This is a genomic window from Halobacillus sp. HZG1 (assembly GCF_035818575.1).
GTDB lineage: Bacteria > Bacillota > Bacilli > Bacillales > Halobacillaceae > Halobacillus > Halobacillus litoralis.
Window position 1 is genome coordinate 88,605 of the sequence record NZ_JAYLVQ010000084.1, and the last position, 22,829, is coordinate 111,433.

The following is a 22,829-nucleotide window of genomic DNA, read 5'->3' on the forward strand; positions in this document are numbered from 1 at the left end:
AAGAAATGAGATCAGAAAAGGAAATGATGGATTTGATATTGTCTGTCGCGGAAAAGGATCAGGGAATTCGTGCCGTTTACATGAACGGTTCCCGGACAAATCCTACCTTAGAAGAAGATCTGTTTCAGGATTATGACATCGTTTATGTCGTGACGGAAACCTCCTCTTTCCTGAAAGATGAGCAGTGGGTGGATGTCTTTGGTGAAAGACTGATGATGCAGGAGCCGGATAAAAATGATCAGGGTACGGAAGGGGATTTTTCTGATTTCTACGGTTATTTGATGCTTTTTACGGATGGGAACCGAATGGATTTACATATAGAAACCATCCCCCATATGCAGGCATACTACGGGAAAGACAAACTGACCGTTCCGTTGCTCGACAAGGACGATTTGCTGCCAGTGATTCCGGAGGCGACAGACGAAGATTATCACGTCCAGAAGCCGACGGAGAGGGAGTATCACGCCTGCTGCAATAATTTCTGGTGGTGTCAGCAGAACGTCGCGAAAAGTCTGTGGCGCGATGAAATGCCTTATGCACAGTTTATGCTGGAGTGTATCATCCGCAGGGACTTGGATCAGATGGTTTCCTGGTGGATTGGCATAGAGACCGGATTTCAAGTATCGACAGGAAAAGCCGGGAACTATTTTAAGAAGCTTCTGCCGGAAGAAACGTGGGAAATGTACACAGCGACTTATGCAGACGGGGATTCTGAACATATTTGGGAAACGCTGTTTGCTGCCGGAGAATTATTCCGTACCCTTGCGAATGATGTAGCGGATGAGTTTGCTTACACATATAAACGGGATGAGGATGAAAACATGACGCGTTACTTGAAGCAAGTGAGAAAATTACCTTCATCGGCTGAGCACATTTTTTAAAAGCTTGTTTGGAAGGAAGAAAAGCTCTCGGTAAAAGGTGACTATCGATCTGCAAAGGCTTTCTTAGAGATCATAGATTAAACAGGGGGATGGAGTATGAAGTACAACTGGTTTCCATTGTTCTTAATCCTGGCTTTCCTTTTGACAGGGTGTCTTGGGCAGAAAACTTTGCACTTTGAAGAAGAAAGCGAAGATTGGAAGGTAGAATACATAGCGGATGTAAAGTCCGAAGACAGTGAATCGACAGGTCTTCACATTACCTATGCAGGTGAAGGGGAAGCTCCGGAACATATCAATTACACCCTGGATAGTCCTGCAGGTGGTAAAGAAGGAGAGTACGTTTTGTTGAATGATGGAAGGGTCCAGCAGATGGGCAATTTCTGTTCCGGGTGTGCGGTGACGAAGGAAGATCACGACATTCAGGTTACGATCGAGTGGGGAGAAAAGGAAGAGACACTGCATTTGGAGTACATAGAATAATGATAGCGTAAAAGGGACTATGGAAGTGGAGAACAAAAAAAGAGTGACTTCCATCACAGGGGAGAGAAGGCTTTCGTAGGAACCCTTCTCTCTTTTTATTTTATAATCATCACGCCAAGAATAATGAGGATGATAAAGAGGAACTTTCTACGGCTTGCTTTTTCATTGAAAAGTAGAATTCCAAAGATCGTGGTGGACATAATCGAGACCCCGCTCCAAATGGCATAAGCAATGCCGACTTCGAGTGTCTGGACACTCAGCGTGAGAAAATACAGGCATGCGCCGATGAAAACGAAGGCTGTAATGCTGGGGATGACTCGCTGGAAGCCGGATGATAGTTTTACGGAAATGTTGCCGATGGTCGCGAATACTAGAGAAAGTATCAAATAACCCATGGTTATACGCTCCTTTCTTTTCCTGGTACTGTCAAGCCCACCATTCCTGCCAGGATCAACATCAGTCCTAGAAGTTTGGAGATCGTCACCGATTCCCCCAGCAAACCAACACCTAATAGTGTGACAAGTAGCGTCCCACCGCCCGACCATAAGGCGTTGATCAACCCGATTTCATGATTTTTAGTAATAAATATATAGAAGGAAACGGCAAGTGCATAGCAGAAAATAACGACAAGGCTGGCTGTGATATTCGTAAAGCCTTCCGAATATTTCATCGCCGTCGCTCCGGCAGCTTCAAACAAAATGGAGATTCCTAATAAAAAATAGGTTTTCATCATTCTGTCCTCCTTTTCTCTTTCGTCTATTCTCAGAATAAAAGAAAACGGCGGAAGTAGGAACAATCAAATTGTCATACCATCATAACCTGAGGTTATAATGGAGATATCCTACAAAGATTGAAAGGAGGAAAGAGAGTGCTGCAGAAATTAAACGCCTTTATCGAAGTCGCCAAACAACAGAGTTTTACGAAAGCAGCGGAAGCTTTGTACATTTCTCAACCGGCACTGAGCAAACAGATGAGAAGGTTGGAAGAGGAACTGGGATTTTCGCTCTTCAACAGGGCTTCCTATGGTGTGGAGTTGACGGAGAAAGGAAAAGGAATGGTGGAGGAGCTGACTCCGCTATTCGGGCGCATTCATCAGACGGTAAAACAATACCAATCCCATAAAGATAAAATCCGTTTTGGTTCCACTCCTGTCCTTACCTCGTATTATCTGCCCAAGTATTACGATAAGCTGGCAAGAGGAAATCTACATGTGACTGAAATCAAAGATGATAGTGAAGACCTTCTTCCCCTGTTAGAAGAAGGTGACATTGACGCGGCCATTATACAGGATACATCTTCTTATAAAACGCTGCGGTCTGCCTATCTGTTCACCGATTATTTTATAGCTGCGATTCCTGTTTCTTCTCCATTAGCAGAAAAACAGGAAGTCACGCTCGAGGAATGTTTGGAGGAATCGCAAATCATCCCGACAAAAGGCCCTCTATCTGAGAAGGTGCGGTCCGTTATGCATGAGCATGATTTCACAGGTGAAGTGATAGAATCCCAGTATCACGCTATGGCGGGGTTGGTGGCGCTTGGAATGGGAATTGCTTATCTTCCGGAGATGATGGTCCAGCAAGTTGAATACCGCGGCGTCGTGTTTTTACCGATTCAAGATCATCCTTTTAAAAGGGACATGTATCTTTACGCACGGTCGGAAGAGAATCTTGATTACTTGAACGGTCTATTTACAGATATCCAATAAAAAAACAGCACCTCTATGAGGCGCTGTTTTTTTACGTGTCACACGTTGAGATTTTCTATTTTACGAATCACTTCGTCCAGGGAAGAAAAGTCATTAATGACGTGATCGGCTTCAGCAAGTTCAGCTTCTTGAGCAAAATCAAAACGACAGCCTATGGAAGACATACCATTTTTCTTAGCTGCATGAATATCGGAGAGACGGTCTCCGACCACAGCTCCTTGTTTGATGTTGTATTTTTCCAGAATGGTGCCTACTAAATCGGCTTTGTCCAGGGATTCGATCTGTTCAATACTGAACGTTTCGGTCACCCAGCGGTCCAGACGATAATAGTGAACGATGGCATGCAAATAATCGGTCAGCCCATTGCTGGCTATGTAAAGGGAGTATCCTTCTTTAAGCAATGCTTCAAGGGTTTCTTCAACCTGTGGATAGAGCGCGCCTTTTCCTTTTTGAATGTTGAGGATGAGCTTTTCCAGAAAGTACACGTTTACCTGTTTTCTTATCTCCTCCGAGTGGTGGGGGAGCAGGGTTTTCCATACAGTAGGGAGAGGAACACCCATGATTTCCTTGTACGTTTGAAGTGGTGTTTCACCTTTCCATTCATCAGAATCCCTTAAGTAATCAAACGTTTCTACCAGGGATACTTCAAGGATCTTCTCTGTCTGGAACAAGGTTCCATCCATATCAAAAATGATCGCATGTGGCATATGTAAGCGCTCCTTTTCATCGTTTATGAGTTTCATCATATCAGTTTTAGGAGAAAACATGTCCCATCTCGATAAAAAAGTTCTTGCAAACGATTACAAAGATGTGGTACTTTATCTGTAACCGGTTACACATAGAGGTGAATGTATGGTAACAATTAAAGATGTGGCACGTGAAGCAGGCGTTTCAGTGGCCACCGTTTCACGTGTATTGAATGATAACGGCTATGTTGGAGCAGATACGAGAAAGAAAGTGATGGAAGCCATTGCGGAACTAAACTACAGTCCGAACGAAGTGGCACGCTCTCTTTACAAAAGGGAGTCCCGTCTGATCGGTCTGCTGTTACCTGATATTACAAACCCGTTCTTTCCACAGCTTGCGAGAGGTGTGGAAGATGAGTTGAGTGAGGCTGGATATCGGCTTCTGCTCGGCAACAGTGATGAAAATATACAAAAAGAATTGGATTATATACAAACGTTCGTCCAGAACAATGTGGTGGGCATCATTACAGCTACCAATCATGTCGATTATAAAATCTATGAAGCCCTTGACCTGCCACTTGTACTCCTGGACCGGGCGTCGGAAAATTATCCTGCTGTCTATGCAGATGGAAGAGAAGGCGGCCTTCTTGCAGCGAAGACGCTCATCAAAAAAGGAGCGCAGAGAATTACGCTTGTAAAGGGACCAACCAATATCAAACCTGCCCAGGACCGCTACAAGGGTGCCATCGAAGAGTTGAGTCAGGCAGATGTTGATTTTTCTGTATTGTCTACGACCTCTTATTCTTTCGAAGACGCCCAAGGATGGGCAGAAGAACTGTTTGATAAATTTCCTGATACAGATGGAATTATTGCGAGTAACGACATTGTCGGAATCGCGATTGTTCATGAGGCCCTGGAGCGTGGAAAGCGCATTCCGGAAGATGTACAAATCATCGGCTATGACGATATTCCGCAAAGCCGTTTGTCCTATCCGACCCTTTCCACGATTCGTCAGCCCGCCTATGAAATGGGCAGAGAAGCAGCAAAGCTGTTAATCCGTACGATAAAAAAAGAACCAGGTGTGGAACAAACCATTCAAATGCCTGTGGAACTAGTAGAAAGAAAGACGACACGAAAGGAATGAGATCAATGAGAAAACCTAAAATAGCTGTGATCGGCAGCTCTTCCATGGATTTAGTCGTGACATCCAAACGACGGCCTGGGGCAGGGGAAACGGTCCTCGGTGAATCTTTTGAAACGGTCCCCGGAGGTAAAGGAGCGAACCAGGCCGTGGCCGCCGCCCGCCTTGGAGCAGAAGTCTACATGATCGGACGTGTGGGAGAGGATGCTTACGGGACGGAAATCTTAAATAATTTTACATCTAATGGTGTCCACACCGACTATGTGGAACCGGTTACACAAGGGAAGAGTGGAACGGCTCACATCATTTTAGCGGAAGGGGATAACAGCATAGTTGTCGTCAAAGGAGCTAACGATCACGTCACTCCTGAGTATGTGAAGGAGAAGCGGGACTTTATTGCAACGTGTGACCTTGTCATGATTCAGCAGGAGGTTCCTGAAGAAACCGTGATTGAGGCGGCACAACTATGTCACGCACTTGGTGTACCTTTGTTATTGAATCCGGCTCCAGCGAGGGAAATCCCGGATGTGGTGGTGGAACAAGTGAGCTATCTTACGCCGAATGAACATGAAGCGGCTCTTCTTTTTAAGAAAGAGGAACTTGCATCGGCATTAAGGAAGCATCCGAACAAACTGTTCATTACAGAAGGAGCCGCAGGTGTCCGTTATTTTGATGGAGAAGAAGAGATGCTCGTACCTTCTTTTCCTGTGAAACCGATCGACACCACGGGTGCGGGTGATACCTTCAATGCGGCTTTTGGAACAGCGATTGCGGAAGGGATGGATGTGAAAGAAAGTCTGCGCTTCGCGAATCGAGCGGCTTCCTTATCCGTTACAGGGTTCGGAGCGCAAGGCGGCATGCCATCGCGGGAAGAAGTGGAAAGAGGACTCACGGAATGAAAAGACACGGTATGTTAAACAGTCATCTATCCAAAGTTTTGGCCGATCTTGGTCACACCGATACCATCGTTGTTGCTGATGCGGGACTTCCCGTGCCGGAAGGAGTAAAGAAGATTGACCTCTCCTTAAAGGAGGGCGTTCCTTCATTCCTTGACGTCGTAGAGGTATTGAAAGAAGAAATGGTTGTCGAACGTGTGACTGTCGCAGAGGAAATGGAGCAGAACCCTTCTATTCAGAACGAGATGAGAGAATGGTTTGGGGAAATGGACGCTCTCACTCATGAAGCACTGAAAGGTCAGTTGAAACAGGCGAAAGCGGTGGTGCGGACAGGGGAAGTCAGCCCATATGCGAACTGCATCCTTCACGCTGGAGTAACTTTTTAAAGAGGTGAGCAATTATGGAAATCCGTATGAACGAGATTCATAAAGCTTTCGGAAAAAACAAAGTCCTTGAGGGCGTTGATATTCATATTAAAGATGGAGAAGTTCACGCGCTGATGGGAGAGAACGGTGCCGGGAAATCCACGCTTATGAATATCCTGACAGGTCTTCATAAAAAGGACCAGGGAACGATTGAAATCGATGGAAAGGAAAAAACGTTTGCCAACCCAAAGGAAGCGGAAGAATTCGGGGTGGCTTTCATCCACCAGGAGTTGAATGTATGGCCGGACATGACGGTGCTTGAAAATCTATTCATCAATAAGGAACCGGTTACACATTTCGGACTCATCCATACCAATAAAATGAAAGCGGTTGCGAATGAGCAGTTTGAGAAGCTTTCCATTTCGATTCCACTCCAGAAAGAAGCGGGGCAGTGTTCGGTGGGGGAACAGCAGATGATCGAGATTGCGAAAGCGCTCATGACAGATGCGAAAGTCATCATCATGGACGAGCCGACAGCCGCTTTGACAGACAGGGAAATAGAGAAACTTTTTGATGTCATCCGGTCATTGAAAGAATCCGGTGTATCCATCGTTTATATCTCTCACCGGATGGAGGAGATCTTTACGATCTGCGATACGATTACGGTCATGCGTGATGGGCAGACGGTGGATACCACACCGATCCCTGAAACCAATTTTGATGATGTCGTCCGGAAGATGGTCGGCCGTGAACTGACCGATCGTTTTCCTGCCAGAGAGGCAAAACCCGGAGAAACGATGCTGGAAGTGAAAAATCTGACCAGAAAAGGACTCTTCGAGGATGTGAGTTTCCGGGCAAGGTCGGGTGAAATCGTTGGCGTCGCAGGACTAATGGGTGCCGGACGTACGGAAATCATGCGCACCATTTTTGGTTTGGATGGCAAGTATGAGGGTGACATTTTCATCAATGGAGAAAAAGTGACAGTGAAAAGCCCGAGCCAGGCGGTCAAGCTCGGTCTTGGTTTCATTACGGAAGATCGAAAGGAAGAAGGACTTGTTCTTGATTTCCCAATTCAGGACAACATCGCCCTTCCGAGTTTGTACAGTTTCACAGACAAAGGTCTCATCGGAGAAAAACGCGAACGCGAATTTGTCGATATGCTCATTAAAAGGCTGACGATCAAAACCGAATCAGCCAAAACAGAAGCGAAGAACTTGTCCGGTGGAAACCAGCAGAAGGTGGTCATTGCCAAATGGATCGGAATCGGTCCAAAGGTCCTCATTTTGGATGAGCCGACCCGCGGTGTCGATGTTGGGGCGAAACGGGAGATTTATCAGTTGATGAATGAGCTTACAGACAGAGGCGTAGCGATCATCATGGTTTCTTCTGAACTTCCGGAAGTGTTAGGCATGAGTGACCGGGTGCTCGTCGTCCATGAAGGAACCATTGCTGGAGAACTTTCCAAAGAAGAAGCCGATCAGGAAAAAATTATGACACTGGCAACAGGAGGTAATGTCAATGATTAATGCAGTCAAAAAAACGAATCACATCGGAAACGTGATGCAGAAGTTAGGACCATTCGTCGGTTTACTTGTATTGATGGCGACAGTTTCCATTATTAACCCCAGTTTTCTTGAACCCTTGAACTTATTGAATCTATTAAGACAAGTCGCGATCAATGCTCTGATTGCCTATGGAATGACGTTCGTCATCTTAACCGGGGGCATCGATTTATCTGTCGGATCGATACTCGCTTTATCTAGTGCTTTAATGGCGGGAATGATGGTCTCAGGTGTGGATCCGATTTTAGCGATATTGATTGGATGTCTGCTTGGTGCTTTGATGGGAGCGGTCAACGGTCTGCTTATTACCAAAGGGAAGATGGCTCCGTTCATCGCGACACTAGCAACGATGACGATGTTTCGTGGACTGACGCTTGTTTATACTGATGGTAACCCGATCACCGGTCTTGGTGACAGCTATGCTTTCCAACTGTTCGGAAGAGGATACTTCCTGGGTATTCCGGTACCTGCCATTACGATGCTGCTTGCTTTCGCTGTCCTGTGGGTGATTCTTCATAAAACCCCATTCGGCCGTAAAACGTATGCAATCGGGGGCAACGAGAAAGCTGCACTTATTTCGGGTATCAAAGTCTCCCGGATCAAAGTAATGGTCTATTCTCTAGCCGGTCTGCTTTCAGCTCTTGCCGGGGCCATTCTTACATCACGCTTGAACTCGGCCCAGCCGACAGCAGGTACCTCGTATGAACTTGATGCGATTGCTGCTGTCGTCCTTGGCGGGACAAGCCTTTCCGGTGGACGTGGTTTGATTATCGGGACATTGATTGGTGCCCTGATTATCGGAACGTTGAATAACGGTTTAAACCTTCTCGGCGTGTCGTCCTTTTTCCAAATGGTGGTCAAAGGTGTCGTCATCATCATCGCCGTACTAATCGATCGAAAGAAAGCAGCATAGGAGGGGTAACATGAAGAAGCTAGTCGTATTATTGATGAGTTTATCCCTGGTGTTCCTTGGTGCCTGCTCGCTCCAGCCACCGGAATGGGCCAAACCCAAAGGGGATAAAAATCCAGATGATATAAAAGTTGGTTTGTCTGTGTCTACATTGAATAATCCATTCTTCGTTTCTATGAAAGAAGGGGTGGAAAATGAGGCGGCAGCTCAAGGAATGGAAGTTGTTGTGGTAGATGCGCAGAATGATGCCGCAAAACAAATCAATGACGTGGAGGATTTGATCCAGCAGGGTGTGGATGTATTACTGATCAACCCTACCGATTCTTCCGCCATCTCAACCGCTGTCCAGTCAGCTAACAGCTTGGGAATTCCGGTCGTGACACTTGACCGTTCTGCGGAAAAAGGGGAAGTCGCAACATTGGTCAGCTCGGATAACGAAAAAGGTGGCGAAATGGCAGGAGAATATTTGGTTGAACAGCTTGGGGAAGGTGCCAAAGTCGCTGAACTTGAAGGTGTCCCAGGTGCGTCCGCTACACGTGAACGCGGAGCTGGTTTCCACAACATTGCGGATGAAAAACTGGATGTCGTGGCTAAACAAACGGCGAACTTTGACAGGACAGAAGGATTGAATACGATGGAAAACATCATCCAGGGAAATCCGGACATCAAAGCTGTATTTGCTCATAACGATGAGATGGCTCTAGGTGCCTACCAGGCCATCCAGAGTTCGGGACGGGATGTGCTTGTCGTCGGTTTTGATGGGAACGATGATGCGATGACTAGTATTCAGAATGGAAATCTGTCCGCTACCGTTGCTCAGCAGCCGGAGGAAATCGGGAAGCTTGCCGTAGAGGCCGGTGCCGATGTGCTGCAAGGGGAGGAAGTGGAAGAGACGATTCCCGTTCCTTTGAAGCTCGTCACGCAGGAGTCGGATTTGGAAACAGAGGAATAAAGATAAAAAAAGAGACTCGTGATGAGTCTCTTTTTTTATACTCCGAAAGTTGTAGAAATTCTTCCATCCATGGCAGGTGCTCTCTTTCTCATTTTCCAGCTAAGCTGAAGATAGAACAAAAGCGGAACAATTCAAGGAGGAAGATTCATGGAGAAGTATATTTGCCAGACCTGTGGCGTTCAGTATTCAGAAAGTGAAGAGGTACCAGATCGTTGTGAGATATGCAGCGAAGAAAGGCAGTATGTAAATCCGGAGGGACAGACATGGACGACACATAAAGAGCTGGTTCAGTCACGCGTTTATAGAAACATCATTCACGAAGAGGAGAAAAGCGTGTACAGCATAACCACCACTCCAAAACTAGGGATCGGCCAAACGGCCTACCTTATTCAAAAAGATGGCCTGAATATTCTCTGGGACTGCATCACTTACCTGGATCAGGAGACGGTGGATGTCATTCGCGGTCTGGGCGGCATCGATGCGATTGCTATTTCTCACCCACATTATTATTCGCGGATGACCGATTGGGCGGAAGCCTTTGATGCCCCCGTGTATCTTCATCAGGATGATAAGGAATGGGTGATGGAAAAGAGTTCAAGGCTCCATTTTTGGGAAGGGGAATCTATGAAACTCTCAGAAAACCTTTCTCTTCATCGCCTGGGGGGACATTTCAAAGGGGGAGCGGTTCTACACATAGAAAAAGGGACGGAGGGCCTCCTGATGACAGGGGATATCATCCAGGTTGTGGCCGATCATCGATGGGTGAGCTTCATGTACAGCTATCCAAACTTGATTCCTCTTCCGGCATTTAAAGTCGCGGAAATTGCGGAGAAAGTAAAGGGACTTGCTTTCCATCGTATTTATAATGCTTTTCATCACGTTGTTAAAGCAAAGGCGGATGAGGTTGTGCGGGATTCAGCTGAACGCTACATTCGTGCACTAAAGGGAACGTTGTTTACAACATGAATTGGCTTTTATAGAGGAAATATAGAAAGGGGTTTGGGAATGAACATCGATGAAATCGGTTTGATTTTGTTTGTTGAACGTTATGATCAGTGTGTAAGCTTCTATGGGAATCTTTTGCAATTGCCTGTAAGAAAGAGGAAAGAGAAGCTAGTTTGTTTCGATCTTCCCTCTGGAGGCTATTTGATGGTCGAAAAAGGCGGGGTGGCTCAGTGTGAAGAGAAAAAGAGGAACCAGAACCCATCCGTTCTTCGTTTTGATGTGGAAGATCTCAGTAGAGAAGTCCATCTCCTGAAGAGTCGTGGCCTTTACTTTTTAGAAGAAGCGTGTGGGTTTGAATGGGGGACGATTGCGGTTCTTCTGGACCCGGATGGAAACCGTATAGAATTAGGCGAAGTTCATTCGTCCAGCGCCTCCAACCCTACATAAGAAAGAGCCTCCGGATGAAATCCGGAGACTTTTTTCGATTACAATAAAGGCCTCGCCCCTTTCCGTTGAAAAGAGCGAGGAGATTGTTGACTTGTCCGTTATTTAATGAACATGGAACCTTTCAAAAGCTCTGGCTTAGCTCCCAAGATTAAGAGGAAGAGTTTCGCATCTCCCACTTCTCTGTGTTGATTCAATACGTCTTTGACGACATGGAAATCTTCATGCTTTTTCAGTTTGTCCACTTCTTTTTTATAAACCGACAGGATCGATCCTTTAATGAAGGATGGATACGTCGTGTTCAAGTCTTCCTCCATTAACATCGCTCCCATATACCCATATTTGATCTGAAGCTGTCGTGTGAAGCTGACCACATGAGTCAACGTTTCATAGACATCCGGATAGTGGCGGCTGACTTCTTCCAACCCTTTTTTTGCTTCGTACAATTCATCCAAACTGGCTAACTTCAACATGTTCATCCGCTCCTTTTTCCCATGGTTTTTCAAGTCCGATAATATCCGTGAGCTGAGCACTGTGTTCCCGGCGGATTCGTCTGGTTTTGGCACGTTCTTCCCCGGATTGGTAGAGGAATTTCTCTTCATCCGTTTCTGGGATTATCCTCGGAACTTTGACGGCTTTTTTGTTTTCATCGAGAGCGACAAAGGTTAAAAAGGCGGTCGCGGCCATGCGGCGGTGACCGGTGATCATATCTTCAGCGATGACTTTGCAGAAGATCTCCATCGACTTGTTTCCGGTATAGGAGACGAATGATTCCACACACACCGAATCGGTCTGATGAATGGGATGGAGGAAATCAATAGAATCGGTCGAAGCGGTCACGCATTCTTTCACACGGGCATGGCGCCTCGCGGATAAGGTAGCGTTATTGTCCAGTTTTTTCATGAGGACACCGCCGAATAGGGTGTTGTAATTGTTTAAATCGTTGATCATTACTTGATCTGTATTGATGACTAAACTTTCTTTTGTGCGTTTTGCTTCCATGAGTCTGCCTCCCGTTTGGTTCGATTTATTTCTTCTCTTAACATCAGGACATGTCTTTGAGTTGGTGATAATTTCAGTGTACGAGCGTTGTCTTCATAAGTGAAATAGCGAATCGTCATGGGTAGCATAGCTTTTATCAATGGAAGTGTTTTCAAGTATTGATTTTACGCATGCAAAAGACCAGCCTCAGGAAGAAGCTGGTCCGTCTTTATTCCATACTCAATCGATCTTGTGTATAAGCGAGCCATTCTTTCGTAGCGTAGGATATGTATTGAGATTTCGGCCAAATGATGGCGAGCTCCCAGGCGATGGTGGGCTGGATGACCTTTAATCGCTTTACATCCTGTGTAAGCAGACGGGCCACACTTTTGGGAAGGATGGAAATCCCGAGATTGGAAGCGATCATCTTGCCGATAAAGTCCCACTGAGAGCTCTCGGAGATGACCTTCGGTATAAAGCCTGCTTCTTTGCACGAGGAGGTGATCCGGTCGTTTAACACGAAGTCTTTACTGAACAGGATAAAGGAATCGTCTTTGAGCTCTTCCAGCCGGATCTGTTTTCGCCCGGCTAACGGGTGGGCAGGAGGGAGAATGACTTCGAGCTCTTCACTTAAAAGGAAGAAATGGTCAAATTTGTCTTCCTGCGTCGGCAATACGGTAATACCGACATCCAGTTCCTCCTGAAGTATATTCTCTTCAATTCTTTTCGCGCCATCTTCTACGAGCTGATAAGTAATGTGTGGGTGTTTCGCATGAAAGCCTCCGATAATGTTGATGATCTGCTCGGCATCCATGATCGGGGGCAGTCCTACTCGAATGTGTCCCTTTTTTAGCCCGAGCAGATCATTGAGCTGGGTGTTAAGGTTCTCGAATGCCTTATCAATGGTTTTCGCTTGCATGAGAATCAGCCGCCCGGCATCAGTGAGGATGACTTTTTTTCGTGTACGTTCGAATAATTCCACACCAAGGTCTTCTTCCAGGTTCTTAATCATTTTACTGATGGTTGGTTGTGAGATGAATAAATGTTCAGCTGCTTTAGTGAAACTTTGGAAACGCGCGACTTCGATGAAGTATTGCAAATGGCGGATGTCCATGGTTTTGTACTCCTTTTTGAATCTTATGGGTTAAGTTTCATCATAAAGAGAGGAATGCATCTTATCAATGGGAATTTTCATTGGAGGTATTCAGGGTATCAGTGGAGGAGAAAAGATTTCCAGGGAAATAAAAGGTAGGGGGTGTAGAGAAAATAACCTGACTCTAGTACTCAGTCTCGACTTTTGGGGTAGGATTACACGCACGGTTTGTCGGGGCAGTCCATAAGTGACCCATGGACGTTTATATGGAAATCATATACTATGAAACTATAATTAGGGACTATTCTGAATTCTTCCCATGCAAAAAGCGGTTCACTTTTTCCGCCATTGTTTTGGAGGAGGGTACAAGTAAGTGATTCCGGAAATAAATCCTCCTGTAGCAAGCCCCAAAATGAGGGATAGGTTGGGTTCACCAAAAACAATAAAGCCGAGAATCGTTGAAACGATGATGTATCCGAAAGCTGCGATGAGTCCCCATTGCACTCTCCGCCACATAAAAATACCTCCTTACCCATGATTTTTCCTTTTGAAGAACCACTGCAGCACGAAGCGGGTAATGAATCCACATCCCAGAGCAATGAGAATGATGACGATCCATTGATCAGAAACAGCTAATCCCAGCTGGAATCCTAGAAAGAGGGCGAATCCAAGGGCTAGTCCAAGAAAAATTTGTTGGCTCCGGGTCATTTAATCAGCTCCATAAATGGTTTACTTCCTGTTATTACCTTTTTCATCAAATCAAAAACATGAAGAAAGGATGATGGATATGGATTTGACACATGTACGATTACTTGTCGATGACTATGTGACTTGTTTTCATTTCTACCGCGATACCCTCGGGTTCGAAGTGACATGGGGGGATGAAAACTCCAACTATGCTGATTTTAGATTCCAAGGGGTGACGCTCGGTGTATTTGAACGGAAGCAGATGGTGGAAGCACTGGGGGATGTGTATGCAAAAAGCGGAACCAGAGAGGATAGAGCTGCTCTCATTTTTAAAGTAGATGATGTAGAAGAGATGTATGAAGAATGGAAAAGAAAAGTGACGTTCATAACTGAACCTGTGGAGCAGACGGACTGGGGAATCAAAGTGGCGCACTTCAGGGATCCGGACGGGAACCTTCTTGAAATCTATGAATCTATTCCTTGAAGGGATGAGGACGGAACGGTTAACCTTCCGAAAGTATGAGGATGCTGATTTTCCTTTTTTGTTCTCCATGTTAACAGATCCGGAAACTGTGCGCTTTATTGGGGGCGGAAGAGTGAAAGGTGTAAAAGGCGCCACGGATTTTCTGCAGTGGATCTATCGTACATATAACGTTTTTGATGGGTATGGACTGCACGTACTCGTCCGCAAATCGGATGGGATGAAGGTTGGACATGCGGGACTTGTTCCCAAGTTCATTGAGGGAAAAGAGGAACTTGAAGTGGGTTACTGGATAGGGCGGGAGTATTGGGGTCGTGGATATGCAACAGAAGCGGCTGCTGCTCTTTTGAAACATGGAAAGAGAGAGCGGGACCGCTTGGTTTCATTGATCCAGTGCGGAAATACAGCTTCTCAACGTGTGGCTGAAAAAGTGGGTATGGGGAAAGAGAAATGCGTCGTTCTGGATGGAAAAGACGTGTGGATCTATACCGCTTCATTCAAGGACTTTAAAGGAGGCGTTGTTTTATGACAAGTAACAGAGGTAATTTTGGGGACATTTCAAGGGTGAGCGTATCATAACCCCTATAAACTACGTGAAATCCCTCTAACAGGGAGGAAATTATGAAAACAAAAAAGATGGGTGAGGTGTCCTTTTCTGTGCAGGAGGACCATGATTTCAGTTGGTTGGAAGAGATGGGACATGTGTTCTGCGTCTTTGATGAACAGGATTCGGGAAACATCAGCTTTGGGGTGGAAAGGGAAGATGGAAAGTTTTTCGTTAAATATGCAGGAGCGAAGCCGATGGATTTTTCCGGAGAGCCGAAAGAAGCGGTGGAGCGGCTTCGAACAGCCATGTCTGTTTATCAGCAATTGAAACACCCTTCCGTGATCAGGCTTGAACATCATTTTGCCTTAAAGGAAGAGTATGCTGCTGTGTTCAACTGGGCGGAGGGAGAATGTCTTCATTCGCATTGGTCGCATGGCGGGCCAGCGAAATATACAGACCCTACGTCTCCTTATTATCGATTCAGGAAGCTGAGTGTGCCCTCGCGATTACAGGCGCTGGATACGATTTTTTCTTTTCATGCTTTTGTCGAGGAACAGGGATTCGTGGCCATTGATTTTTATGATGGCAGCATTCTCTATGATTTTAATAACGATGTCACGACCCTATGTGATATCGATTTCTATCGGAAGTCACCGACGGTCAATGATATAGGTGAAGAGTTCTGGGGAGCGGATCGATCAAAGTCTAAAGAAGAATATGAACTCGGGGCTGTGATCGATGAACGCACCAATGTGTACACCATGGGAGCGATTTCGTTCGGACTTTTGGGTGGGGAGACCGACCATTCTTTTTCCAAATGGGAAGCTGGTGAAGGTCTCTTTGAAGTGGCTGAAAAAGCAGTGGGTGAAGATAGAGGAACAAGGTATAGCAGCGTTCGAGCATTTAAGGAAGCCTGGGAAGAGGCAAGGAGACGATGTTAAGAGGGCATGGCTCTCAAGAATTAGGAAGGGGTGCTTTTTGTGGAAATCCAGGGGCTCAATCACTTACTGTTTTCAGTATCTGACTTAGATACATCCATCACTTTCTATGAAAAAGTTTTTGGAGCTCAATTATTAGTGAGAGGAAAGACGACGGCCTATTTTGATTTGCAGGGCATGTGGCTGGCATTGAATGAAGAGAAAGATATACCCAGAAATGAAATGGCCGCTTCTTACACCCACACCGCTTTTACGATAAAAGAATGTGATTTTGATGCCGCCTATGATGAGCTTGTCCGTCTGAGTGTGAATATCCTGCCGGGGCGGGAGCGTGATCAGAGAGATAAACGGTCCATCTATTTTACAGATCCCGATGGTCATAAATTCGAATTTCATACAGGGACGAGGAAAGAACGGATCGACTATTATAAAGAGGCTAAACCTCATATGACTTTTTATGATTCATGAGAGTACATAGTCCAAAAAGGAGACGTTTGATGGTCTATTTAAAAGCTGAGCCTATGAATGAGGAGCAACTGAAAAAGGTTTTATCAGGAGTGAAAAAGGGAGAAATTCCATGGGCCGAGGTTCATGAACAAGAGCTCATCTCCTCGATGATGGCTCATATCGGCTCGCTGGATGCTGCGCTTCGAGATGATTTGGTTTTCTCCACCTTCGCCCAGTTGATTGTAGAAAAGAATCAGCTGGAAGAGGAGCTAATGGAAGAAATGATGGATCTGTGTCTGCGGGAGCTGCTTTTCAAAGGGATTGGAGAAAAGGATACAGACACTGTGTTCACCAGAACTTTCACTTCTTTACTGATGGCCCTTCTTTTGTACCGTGATAAGGAAGATGATTTTTTGAGCAGAACGAATATCGTCGATGTGAAAGAAGCGTTTCTTCGTTACCTCTCGTTAGAGGAAGACTATCGGGGATATGTCAACGATAGAGGTTGGGCTCACAGCATGGCCCATGTGGCCGATGCCGTTGATGAACTGGTCAGAAACGAAAAAACGGACAGTGCCGTTTATCCAGAGCTATTTCGCGCTTTATGGTCGAAGATCTTCATTTATGAACATGCCTATATTCATGGGGAAGAGGAGCGGATCCTGACGCCGATCATGGAAATGTTGAACCGTGGATTGGAGATCAACCTCGTGGAGGATCACTTGAAAGAGTTATCCTTAGATTGGCACGAGCATAAAAACAAAGCCACTATGGAGCAGTATTTAATCTTCCGAAACAACGCCAAAGCTTTTTTGAAAAGCCTGTACATCCAATTAAACCAGCAGTCTAATTATATGCAGCTTCAAAAACAAGTGGTAGTATTGCTTGGGAAATGAGTGATGACATCAGTGAGGTACCCCTGCCACCACTTACGGCTAGTAATCAACCGATCGTTTCCCGTTACTTCGGAATGGAATATTCCAAATGTAAGGATGATTCAAAAACATAGAATCGAGTGCTGTTAGTTTTAAGATTTAGAGGTGATTGAGGTGGAAGTAAAAGTAGAACCGCTGAAGGGATTTTCCCCGCAAATAGGTTTGTTGGTCTCTCAAATGGACTATGCTAGAAAAACTACCCGGCAAGCAGTAGAGGGACTGACTATGGATCAGTTGGATTTTTTACCAGGTCATGACGGTAATACTATAGGAGCACTATTGTTACATATCGCAGCCGTAGAGAAAGGGTTCCAAATCGAGATTTTCGATGGAAGAGCGCCCAATGAACAGGAAATGCAGGAATGGGGGCTGCTTACAGTCTTGGAGAAAAAGGAAGAGAAAACATTCAGGGGCACCCCCTTGAATACTATCTTTCTAAACTTGAAGAAGTGAGAGAACGTACTATTTATGAGCTGTCCCAACGGGCGGATGACTGGTTATACGAAGAGCGTATGTGGGATCACCATCTTTCGAACAACTATTTTATCTGGTTTCACGTGTTGGAGGATGAGATCAATCATAGAGGACAGATGAGAGTGATAAGGAAGATGATTGCCAACTGTTAACCGTTTACCTGATAACATTAGTTAAAGAAAGCGCGTCTAAGGAGATCCTTAGACGCGCTTTTGCTGTGAGTACTCTTGTAAAATTGTATCTCTGTAACAATTTTTTAATAGACTCCTACATTATCCCATGCTTGAGATACTGCGTCTGATGCAGACGTACCATAGAGGTCCAGAGCCGATTGTTCCAATGCTTCTCTAGCATTTGTAAAGGTGCTGCTCGGTGTCAAATAGACGGTCAATGCACGGTAATAAATCTGTTCGGATTGTGCAATGCCTAAACTGTTGATCGTATAATAAGCGGCTTTGTTCGGGATCCCACTGTTGATATGCACGCCGCCCCAGTCACCGGCCTCTGTGTTCGGCAGGTTCTGGTATTCATTCATATGATCCGGCTGATTGTAAGCATTCGGATTGGACATGGAGCGCAAGGCATCCCCCGGTTGTCCTGGTGTATAAACATCTTCACCCATCAACCAATCCTCTGAATCTACAAAGTACCCAAACACGTCAGAGAAGGATTCATTCAAAGCACCGGATTGGTTTTCGTAAATCAGTTCGGCCGTCGTATCCGTTACAGCGTGTGTCAATTCATGAGCGACGATATCATCAGCTCCTGAAAGATAAGTGAAAGTAGAACCATCGCCATCCCCGTAAATCATCTGGTTTCCAGTCCAGGCCGCATTGTTGTAATTGCTGCCGTAGTGGACAGTTGAACGGATGTCTGCTCCCTGGTCATCATAACTCACACGTCCGAACTGATCATAGTAATAATCAAAGACTTCCCCTGCATAATAATGAGCATCAACTGCAGCCTTTTGTCGTTCACTGTAAAAGGTGTTTCCGGAGTCTGTAACATAAGAACCAGGCAGGCTGTAATACTCGCCGCCATAGTTATCAAAGGTTTCAATGACGCCGTTCATCGGTTTTGTTGTATCAAAAAGATAGTACGTATTGTTATAGAAATAAGTATTCAAAGATTTCGAATCTCCTAAAACACCTGTGCCTGTCCCCGTCGCTTCATGAACAAGGTTCATAGATTTCAAAACCTCTCCATTTTCAGCGTTGATATAGATCTGCCAGTTGGCAGGGTAGGGCTTGGAGAACTGCAGTTCCACATGATAGGCCAGTGTGTACGTGCCATCTTCATAATGAACGACAAGGTTTGAGTTCTCTGTCAACGTTTGAAAGTCTTCACCCTTCAGACTCTTCTGAACATGGTCCGCTTCTTCACGGGAGACATCAATTTGATCCCAGGCTAAATCCAGTGCTTCTTTCTTCTTTACCTCTTTTGTCTGTTTGATTTTCTTTGGAGCATCTTCATGAAGTTCCCCGTTTACAGCCGTCACCTGTCCATCCTGATCTGTATGAACGACAACTTTGGCATTCGCCACGGGTACCTGACCGACCAATCGTTGGTATGTATAGTGTGTCATTCCAAGATCATCCGTTTCAGTTTTCAGCAATTCCAAGTCACTGCTTGGGTTGAGTTGAGAGAGTTTCTTGTTGTATTTGAAGAACTCTTTGACTCCCTTTTCAGACTTGACCTTTTTTCCCTGCAGGTTTTCTTTCATGAAAACCGGGTTTTCCGCTTTGCCGTTTCCGTTATTTCCAACCTCTGCGTGAGCCATGGTGCCGCCAGTCACCAGGCTCGTACCTAAAACAAATGTAGCTACTGTGTGTTTCCAGTTCATCGAATCCCTCCTGTATTTTTAACACAAATTCAATGTAACATAATATTCTGAATTCGTGTTTGGGATATAGAGGGGGGAAATAGGTGCTTAAATGTACCTGAAACAAGAGACTTGGGAATTTTGTACTTTTTGTTGAAAAAGCTCACTTTAACATGTATACAGAGTGTTTTTGAACCATTGTCGTATTTAATTGTGTTATACGACGAATGAGGGTGCTGAAGTATTGTTGAAACTTAATTGAAAGGTGAATGGTTAGCCCGGTAGTTTTGAAAGTAGGGGATGAGGATGTATATCATTGAGGAACGAGAGGCGAAGAGGAGAAGGTTCTTTTCTGAGCCCTTACTAGCTATATCATTCACACCTCTAAGGAGTGATTTGTCATGCGTTTTTAGCTCCTGGTATTAATGGAATCTTATAAGTAAGAGTACCTGGGAAGGCCGATTTGAATGTTCTTTGACCCTGTAATAAGAGAGGTATATCCCTCTTTTTGCAGCAATGGCTTCTAATAAGTCTACTTCATTGAACATCACATCTGATAAAGTACCGTTAAAGATTTCCGTTAATACCTTATAGTACATACCCACAATTTTTTCATTATTCAACCGGTCGTATATGTTTTTGGTAGTCACGTTATCGTCTCTTCCTTTCTATCATTTACATCATTAAGCCCAACTCTACTTCGAATTTTACTCTCTTATTCTTTGTTCGTTAAGTAAAATATGTAGAATTTACAATATTATAAAAGTTCATCATTCAGATTTAAGTCAATGCCGGACTTTTTCTCATTCTTGTTATGATCATCTCAGGCATCCAAATTTCGATTCAGTTATGTTCTAGGACAGGATTCATTTCTTCTTCTCCATAGTACGGCTTACAATTCATGTGGAGGTGTACTCTTCCACATGAAAGTAGCGTGCCTGCCTTTCATTGGAGTCGTTTACGGGCAGGCACCAAATTTTTAGCTGTAGTAAGGATGGGGATTTTGATAGCTCCAAGGTGCTGGATATTCGCGTGATTGACCTCCCATACCTGGAAGTGCCGGCATCATTCCACCGCCTGTCATGCCGCCCTGGCTGCCACCACCTTGAGGGAACCCGGATATCATCCCACTTCCGATGCCACCGTTATTTTGCACAGGTATAGGGAATCCAGGGGTTGCTCCACTCCCGTTTTGCCCCGGCATAGGGAACCCCGGCATCATTCCATTTCCATTTTGTCCGGGAAGAGGGAATCCAGGCATCATCCCGCTGCCATTTCCGCTTCCGCTCTGCCCCTGGGAAGGGATCTGAGGCAGTTGCTGCATGCCGCCAGTTTCACCGCTACCATTTCCCTCACTCCCGTTTTCTCCGTTACTGGCTCCAGTTCCATTCCCTTGATTTCCTGTTCCATTCTGCGCCCCGGCGTGAGGATATAAGGGGTAACAGTTGACGTTAATTTCTTCACCGTTTTCCCCTGTAATCGTTCCTTGCATGCCTCCTTGCATCTGCGGTCCCTGCCCTTGTGGAAAGCAGATCATAGCCCCTTGTTGACGCTGTTGGAAATATGTTGCATAAGGATTATCATGGTACATAAACGTTCGCCTCCCTTGAATATATCTCTTCATCCTATTCAACTCCTGCCTCTTCGCCTATCTTTTCTCGTAAATTGGTGAATTTGCCTAATTCCATTCATAGGGGTTTTCCCTGTTCAAGGATCTACCTCCCACATAACAAGTTTTTTCTTAGACTCCCTCTTTTTTAGGAAGGAGTGGGTGGGTCATAAAAAGACGGTGTAAAAGGTTTAAGTACTAAAGACTGCGACTATGGCCCTGTTTTTATTCATATCCTGTCAAATCGTTATAATTTTCTGTCATTTTTGTTAAGGTTATAATTATCCATAATTTTCAAGGAGGAATATACATAATGATGAACCCGTTTCGTTGGAAACAAATGGCTTTTCTGATGATGGCTTCTTTTTTGATTTTGACCCCTTTTCAAGCGTATGAGAACGTTGGGGTTAAGGCAGAGAACGACGATCTTGGTAATGAAATCCGTACGATTTTAATGGACGAAGATCTTGATGGCGCTCTCGCTGGAGTGAGTATTCGTTCAGCAGAGACGGGGGAAGTGATCTACGATCATGATGGGGACATTCGGTTGAAGCCTGCATCGAACATGAAGTTGCTTACAGGAGCGGCGGCGATGGAAGTTCTTGGACCGGAATATACATTTACAACAGACATTCTTGTTAATGGAGAGGTCAAAGGAAAAAAACTTCATGGGGATTTATATATTAAAGGAAAAGGCGATCCGACGTTGATGGAAAAGGACTTCGTTGCTATGGCCCAGTCATTAAAAGAGAAAGGGATCCGGGAAGTGAAAGGAGACCTTGTCGCAGATGATACCTGGTATGATGATATTCGTTTATCTGAAGATATTGCCTGGAACGATGAAACCAACTATACAGGTGCTCAAATATCTGCACTGACGGTTTCCCCAAATGAGGACTATGATGCGGGTACGGTCATTGTAGCGGCTTACCCGTCGGATGAGATTGGGGAACCCGCAGAGATTAAAGTGACGCCTGAGAACGATTATGTCGAAATCGTAAATCGTGCAACGACTGTATCTTCTGACCAATCGAAAGACATTTCCATTGAGCGGAAACACGAGACCAATCAAATTGTCATAGAAGGAGAAATCCCAGTGGATGGAAGCCGTTCAAGGTCATGGATTGCCGTTTCCGAACCAACGGGTCTCGCGCTAAACCTCTTTCACAAAGCTTTAGAAAACGAGGGAATTAAAGTGAAAGGCAAAAAGCTTGTAGACGGTCAAACGCCGGAGACTGCAGAAGTGGTAATATCCAAGGAATCCATCCCTCTTAAAGAGTTGTTTATCCCGTTTATGAAAATCAGTAACAACGGTCACGCGGAAGTATTGCTCAAAGAGATGGGGAAACGGGTCCATGATGAAGGAAGTTGGGATAAAGGGTTGGAGGTCGTGGAGGATTTCCTGACTGGCAACGGCGTTGATGCGGATACGATGCGCCTTCGTGACGGTTCAGGGATGTCTCATGTAAACATGGTTCCAGCGAATGAAATTTCCAACCTCTTGTACCAGGTAAAAGATAAAGAATGGTTTCCTGCTTATTGGAACTCTCTCCCGGTTGCAGGTAATGGGGAACGTTTTGTTGGCGGTACGCTTCGTTACCGCATGAATGATACAGCTGCCGAAGATAACGTGCGGGCTAAAACGGGCTCCTTGACGGGAGTAACATCGCTATCTGGATATGTAACGTCAGCTGATGGGGAAGAGTTAATTTTTTCGATTGTATTGAACAATTATCTTGGTTCTGTAAAAGATATTGAAGATGAAATTGCTGTAACGCTCGCGGAATATGAACAGAACAGTGAAGATTAACAAGAGAGGGACTTTCTCACGTTGAGGAAGTCCTTTTC

The 22,829-nt window shown here is 45.2% G+C and carries 28 protein-coding genes; 18 read left to right on the forward strand and 10 right to left on the reverse strand.

Annotation, left to right across the window (positions count from 1 at the left end; all coding sequences use genetic code 11):
* Window positions 1-5: 5 nt before the first annotated feature.
* Complete coding sequence (locus VKA52_RS18505) at window positions 6-881, forward strand: aminoglycoside 6-adenylyltransferase (protein WP_326316778.1); 876 nt, start codon at window positions 6-8, stop codon at window positions 879-881.
* 96 nt (window positions 882-977) lie between these two features.
* Window positions 978-1,361: a hypothetical protein gene (locus VKA52_RS18510; RefSeq protein ID WP_326316779.1), complete on the forward strand. Its 384-nt coding sequence runs from the start codon at window positions 978-980 to the stop codon at window positions 1,359-1,361.
* A 95-nt stretch (window positions 1,362-1,456) separates the two neighbouring features.
* Here VKA52_RS18510 and VKA52_RS18515 read toward each other — a convergent pair whose 3' ends face one another.
* Both VKA52_RS18515 and VKA52_RS18520 read right to left on the reverse strand, forming a co-directional pair.
* On the reverse strand, window positions 1,457-1,756 hold the full coding sequence (locus VKA52_RS18515; RefSeq protein ID WP_326316780.1) for a DMT family transporter: 300 nt from the start codon (window positions 1,754-1,756) through the stop codon (window positions 1,457-1,459).
* A gap of 2 nt (window positions 1,757-1,758) precedes the next feature.
* Window positions 1,759-2,091 (reverse strand): DMT family transporter, encoded by a 333-nt coding sequence (locus VKA52_RS18520; RefSeq protein WP_326316781.1) that lies wholly within the window; start codon window positions 2,089-2,091, stop codon window positions 1,759-1,761.
* 138 nt (window positions 2,092-2,229) lie between these two features.
* Between VKA52_RS18520 and VKA52_RS18525 the strand changes: the two genes are divergently transcribed.
* Entirely contained in the window at window positions 2,230-3,066 is an 837-nt protein-coding gene (locus VKA52_RS18525; protein WP_326316782.1) for a LysR family transcriptional regulator, read from the forward strand.
* 38 nt (window positions 3,067-3,104) lie between these two features.
* Here VKA52_RS18525 and VKA52_RS18530 read toward each other — a convergent pair whose 3' ends face one another.
* Window positions 3,105-3,773 (reverse strand): HAD hydrolase-like protein, encoded by a 669-nt coding sequence (locus VKA52_RS18530; protein WP_326316857.1) that lies wholly within the window; start codon window positions 3,771-3,773, stop codon window positions 3,105-3,107.
* A 145-nt stretch (window positions 3,774-3,918) separates the two neighbouring features.
* Between VKA52_RS18530 and VKA52_RS18535 the strand changes: the two genes are divergently transcribed.
* From VKA52_RS18535 to VKA52_RS18570, 8 genes are all read left to right on the forward strand, one after another.
* The gene (locus tag VKA52_RS18535; RefSeq protein ID WP_160912343.1) at window positions 3,919-4,896 is read left to right on the forward strand and encodes a LacI family DNA-binding transcriptional regulator; all 978 of its coding nucleotides are present in this window, start codon (window positions 3,919-3,921) and stop codon (window positions 4,894-4,896) included.
* 5 nt (window positions 4,897-4,901) lie between these two features.
* Window positions 4,902-5,792, forward strand: a complete 891-nt coding sequence (rbsK, locus tag VKA52_RS18540; protein WP_326316783.1) for a ribokinase — start codon at window positions 4,902-4,904, stop codon at window positions 5,790-5,792.
* The gene (gene rbsD, locus VKA52_RS18545) at window positions 5,789-6,175 is read left to right on the forward strand and encodes a D-ribose pyranase (protein WP_326316784.1); all 387 of its coding nucleotides are present in this window, start codon (window positions 5,789-5,791) and stop codon (window positions 6,173-6,175) included. Before rbsK ends, rbsD begins: the two co-directional genes overlap by 4 nt.
* Window positions 6,176-6,189: 14 nt before the next feature.
* Window positions 6,190-7,680, forward strand: a complete 1,491-nt coding sequence (locus VKA52_RS18550) for a sugar ABC transporter ATP-binding protein (protein ID WP_326316785.1) — start codon at window positions 6,190-6,192, stop codon at window positions 7,678-7,680.
* On the forward strand, window positions 7,673-8,629 hold the full coding sequence (rbsC, locus tag VKA52_RS18555; RefSeq protein WP_160912351.1) for a ribose ABC transporter permease RbsC: 957 nt from the start codon (window positions 7,673-7,675) through the stop codon (window positions 8,627-8,629). The genes VKA52_RS18550 and rbsC overlap by 8 nt, the downstream gene beginning before the upstream one ends.
* Window positions 8,630-8,639: 10 nt before the next feature.
* Window positions 8,640-9,578: a ribose ABC transporter substrate-binding protein RbsB gene (gene rbsB, locus VKA52_RS18560; RefSeq protein WP_326316786.1), complete on the forward strand. Its 939-nt coding sequence runs from the start codon at window positions 8,640-8,642 to the stop codon at window positions 9,576-9,578.
* Window positions 9,579-9,725: 147 nt separating this feature from the next.
* The gene (locus VKA52_RS18565) at window positions 9,726-10,544 is read left to right on the forward strand and encodes an MBL fold metallo-hydrolase (RefSeq protein ID WP_326316787.1); all 819 of its coding nucleotides are present in this window, start codon (window positions 9,726-9,728) and stop codon (window positions 10,542-10,544) included.
* Window positions 10,545-10,583: 39 nt separating this feature from the next.
* Complete coding sequence (locus tag VKA52_RS18570) at window positions 10,584-10,970, forward strand: VOC family protein (protein ID WP_326316788.1); 387 nt, start codon at window positions 10,584-10,586, stop codon at window positions 10,968-10,970.
* A 98-nt stretch (window positions 10,971-11,068) separates the two neighbouring features.
* On the opposite strand, the gene VKA52_RS18575 is transcribed toward VKA52_RS18570, so the two are convergent.
* The 5 genes from VKA52_RS18575 to VKA52_RS18595 all read right to left on the reverse strand — a co-directional run bounded on the left by VKA52_RS18575 (window position 11,069) and on the right by VKA52_RS18595 (window position 13,749).
* Window positions 11,069-11,446, reverse strand: a complete 378-nt coding sequence (locus VKA52_RS18575; RefSeq protein ID WP_326316789.1) for a hypothetical protein — start codon at window positions 11,444-11,446, stop codon at window positions 11,069-11,071.
* A complete protein-coding gene (locus VKA52_RS18580; RefSeq protein ID WP_160912360.1) occupies window positions 11,415-11,969 on the reverse strand; it encodes an acyl-CoA thioesterase in 555 nt (184 codons plus the stop codon). Before VKA52_RS18580 ends, VKA52_RS18575 begins: the two co-directional genes overlap by 32 nt.
* Window positions 11,970-12,177: 208 nt before the next feature.
* Window positions 12,178-13,062 (reverse strand): cidABC operon transcriptional activator CidR, encoded by an 885-nt coding sequence (cidR, locus tag VKA52_RS18585; RefSeq protein WP_160912362.1) that lies wholly within the window; start codon window positions 13,060-13,062, stop codon window positions 12,178-12,180.
* A 312-nt stretch (window positions 13,063-13,374) separates the two neighbouring features.
* Window positions 13,375-13,557 carry a hypothetical protein gene (locus VKA52_RS18590; protein ID WP_326316790.1) on the reverse strand — a complete coding sequence of 61 codons (183 nt, stop codon included), beginning with the start codon at window positions 13,555-13,557 and terminating at the stop codon, window positions 13,375-13,377.
* Between the two features lie 12 nt (window positions 13,558-13,569).
* Window positions 13,570-13,749, reverse strand: coding sequence for a hypothetical protein (locus tag VKA52_RS18595; RefSeq protein WP_160912366.1), 180 nt, complete (start codon window positions 13,747-13,749; stop codon window positions 13,570-13,572).
* Between the two features lie 79 nt (window positions 13,750-13,828).
* Here VKA52_RS18595 and VKA52_RS18600 point away from each other — a divergent pair, with 79 nt between their 5' ends.
* The 6 genes from VKA52_RS18600 (at window position 13,829) to VKA52_RS18625 (ending at window position 17,529) form a co-directional block, all read left to right on the forward strand.
* On the forward strand, window positions 13,829-14,212 hold the full coding sequence (locus tag VKA52_RS18600) for a VOC family protein (RefSeq protein WP_326316791.1): 384 nt from the start codon (window positions 13,829-13,831) through the stop codon (window positions 14,210-14,212).
* Between the two features lie 4 nt (window positions 14,213-14,216).
* Window positions 14,217-14,738 (forward strand): GNAT family N-acetyltransferase, encoded by a 522-nt coding sequence (locus VKA52_RS18605; RefSeq protein ID WP_326316858.1) that lies wholly within the window; start codon window positions 14,217-14,219, stop codon window positions 14,736-14,738.
* 92 nt (window positions 14,739-14,830) lie between these two features.
* The gene (locus tag VKA52_RS18610; protein ID WP_326316792.1) at window positions 14,831-15,697 is read left to right on the forward strand and encodes a serine/threonine protein kinase; all 867 of its coding nucleotides are present in this window, start codon (window positions 14,831-14,833) and stop codon (window positions 15,695-15,697) included.
* 39 nt (window positions 15,698-15,736) lie between these two features.
* Window positions 15,737-16,162, forward strand: coding sequence for a metallothiol transferase FosB (gene fosB, locus VKA52_RS18615; protein WP_326316859.1), 426 nt, complete (start codon window positions 15,737-15,739; stop codon window positions 16,160-16,162).
* Window positions 16,163-16,191: 29 nt separating this feature from the next.
* Entirely contained in the window at window positions 16,192-17,037 is an 846-nt protein-coding gene (locus VKA52_RS18620) for a DUF2785 domain-containing protein (protein ID WP_326316793.1), read from the forward strand.
* Window positions 17,038-17,190: 153 nt separating this feature from the next.
* Window positions 17,191-17,529 (forward strand): DinB family protein, encoded by a 339-nt coding sequence (locus VKA52_RS18625; protein ID WP_442788862.1) that lies wholly within the window; start codon window positions 17,191-17,193, stop codon window positions 17,527-17,529.
* Between the two features lie 277 nt (window positions 17,530-17,806).
* Here the strand turns inward: VKA52_RS18625 and VKA52_RS18630 are convergent, their stop codons facing one another.
* Together VKA52_RS18630 and VKA52_RS18635 are read right to left on the reverse strand one after the other, a co-directional pair.
* Window positions 17,807-19,393: a M4 family metallopeptidase gene (locus VKA52_RS18630; RefSeq protein ID WP_326316794.1), complete on the reverse strand. Its 1,587-nt coding sequence runs from the start codon at window positions 19,391-19,393 to the stop codon at window positions 17,807-17,809.
* Between the two features lie 958 nt (window positions 19,394-20,351).
* The gene (locus tag VKA52_RS18635) at window positions 20,352-20,963 is read right to left on the reverse strand and encodes a hypothetical protein (protein WP_326316795.1); all 612 of its coding nucleotides are present in this window, start codon (window positions 20,961-20,963) and stop codon (window positions 20,352-20,354) included.
* 334 nt (window positions 20,964-21,297) lie between these two features.
* Between VKA52_RS18635 and dacB the strand changes: the two genes are divergently transcribed.
* On the forward strand, window positions 21,298-22,791 hold the full coding sequence (gene dacB / locus VKA52_RS18640; protein ID WP_442788865.1) for a D-alanyl-D-alanine carboxypeptidase/D-alanyl-D-alanine endopeptidase: 1,494 nt from the start codon (window positions 21,298-21,300) through the stop codon (window positions 22,789-22,791).
* The last annotated feature ends 38 nt before the right edge of the window (window positions 22,792-22,829 follow it).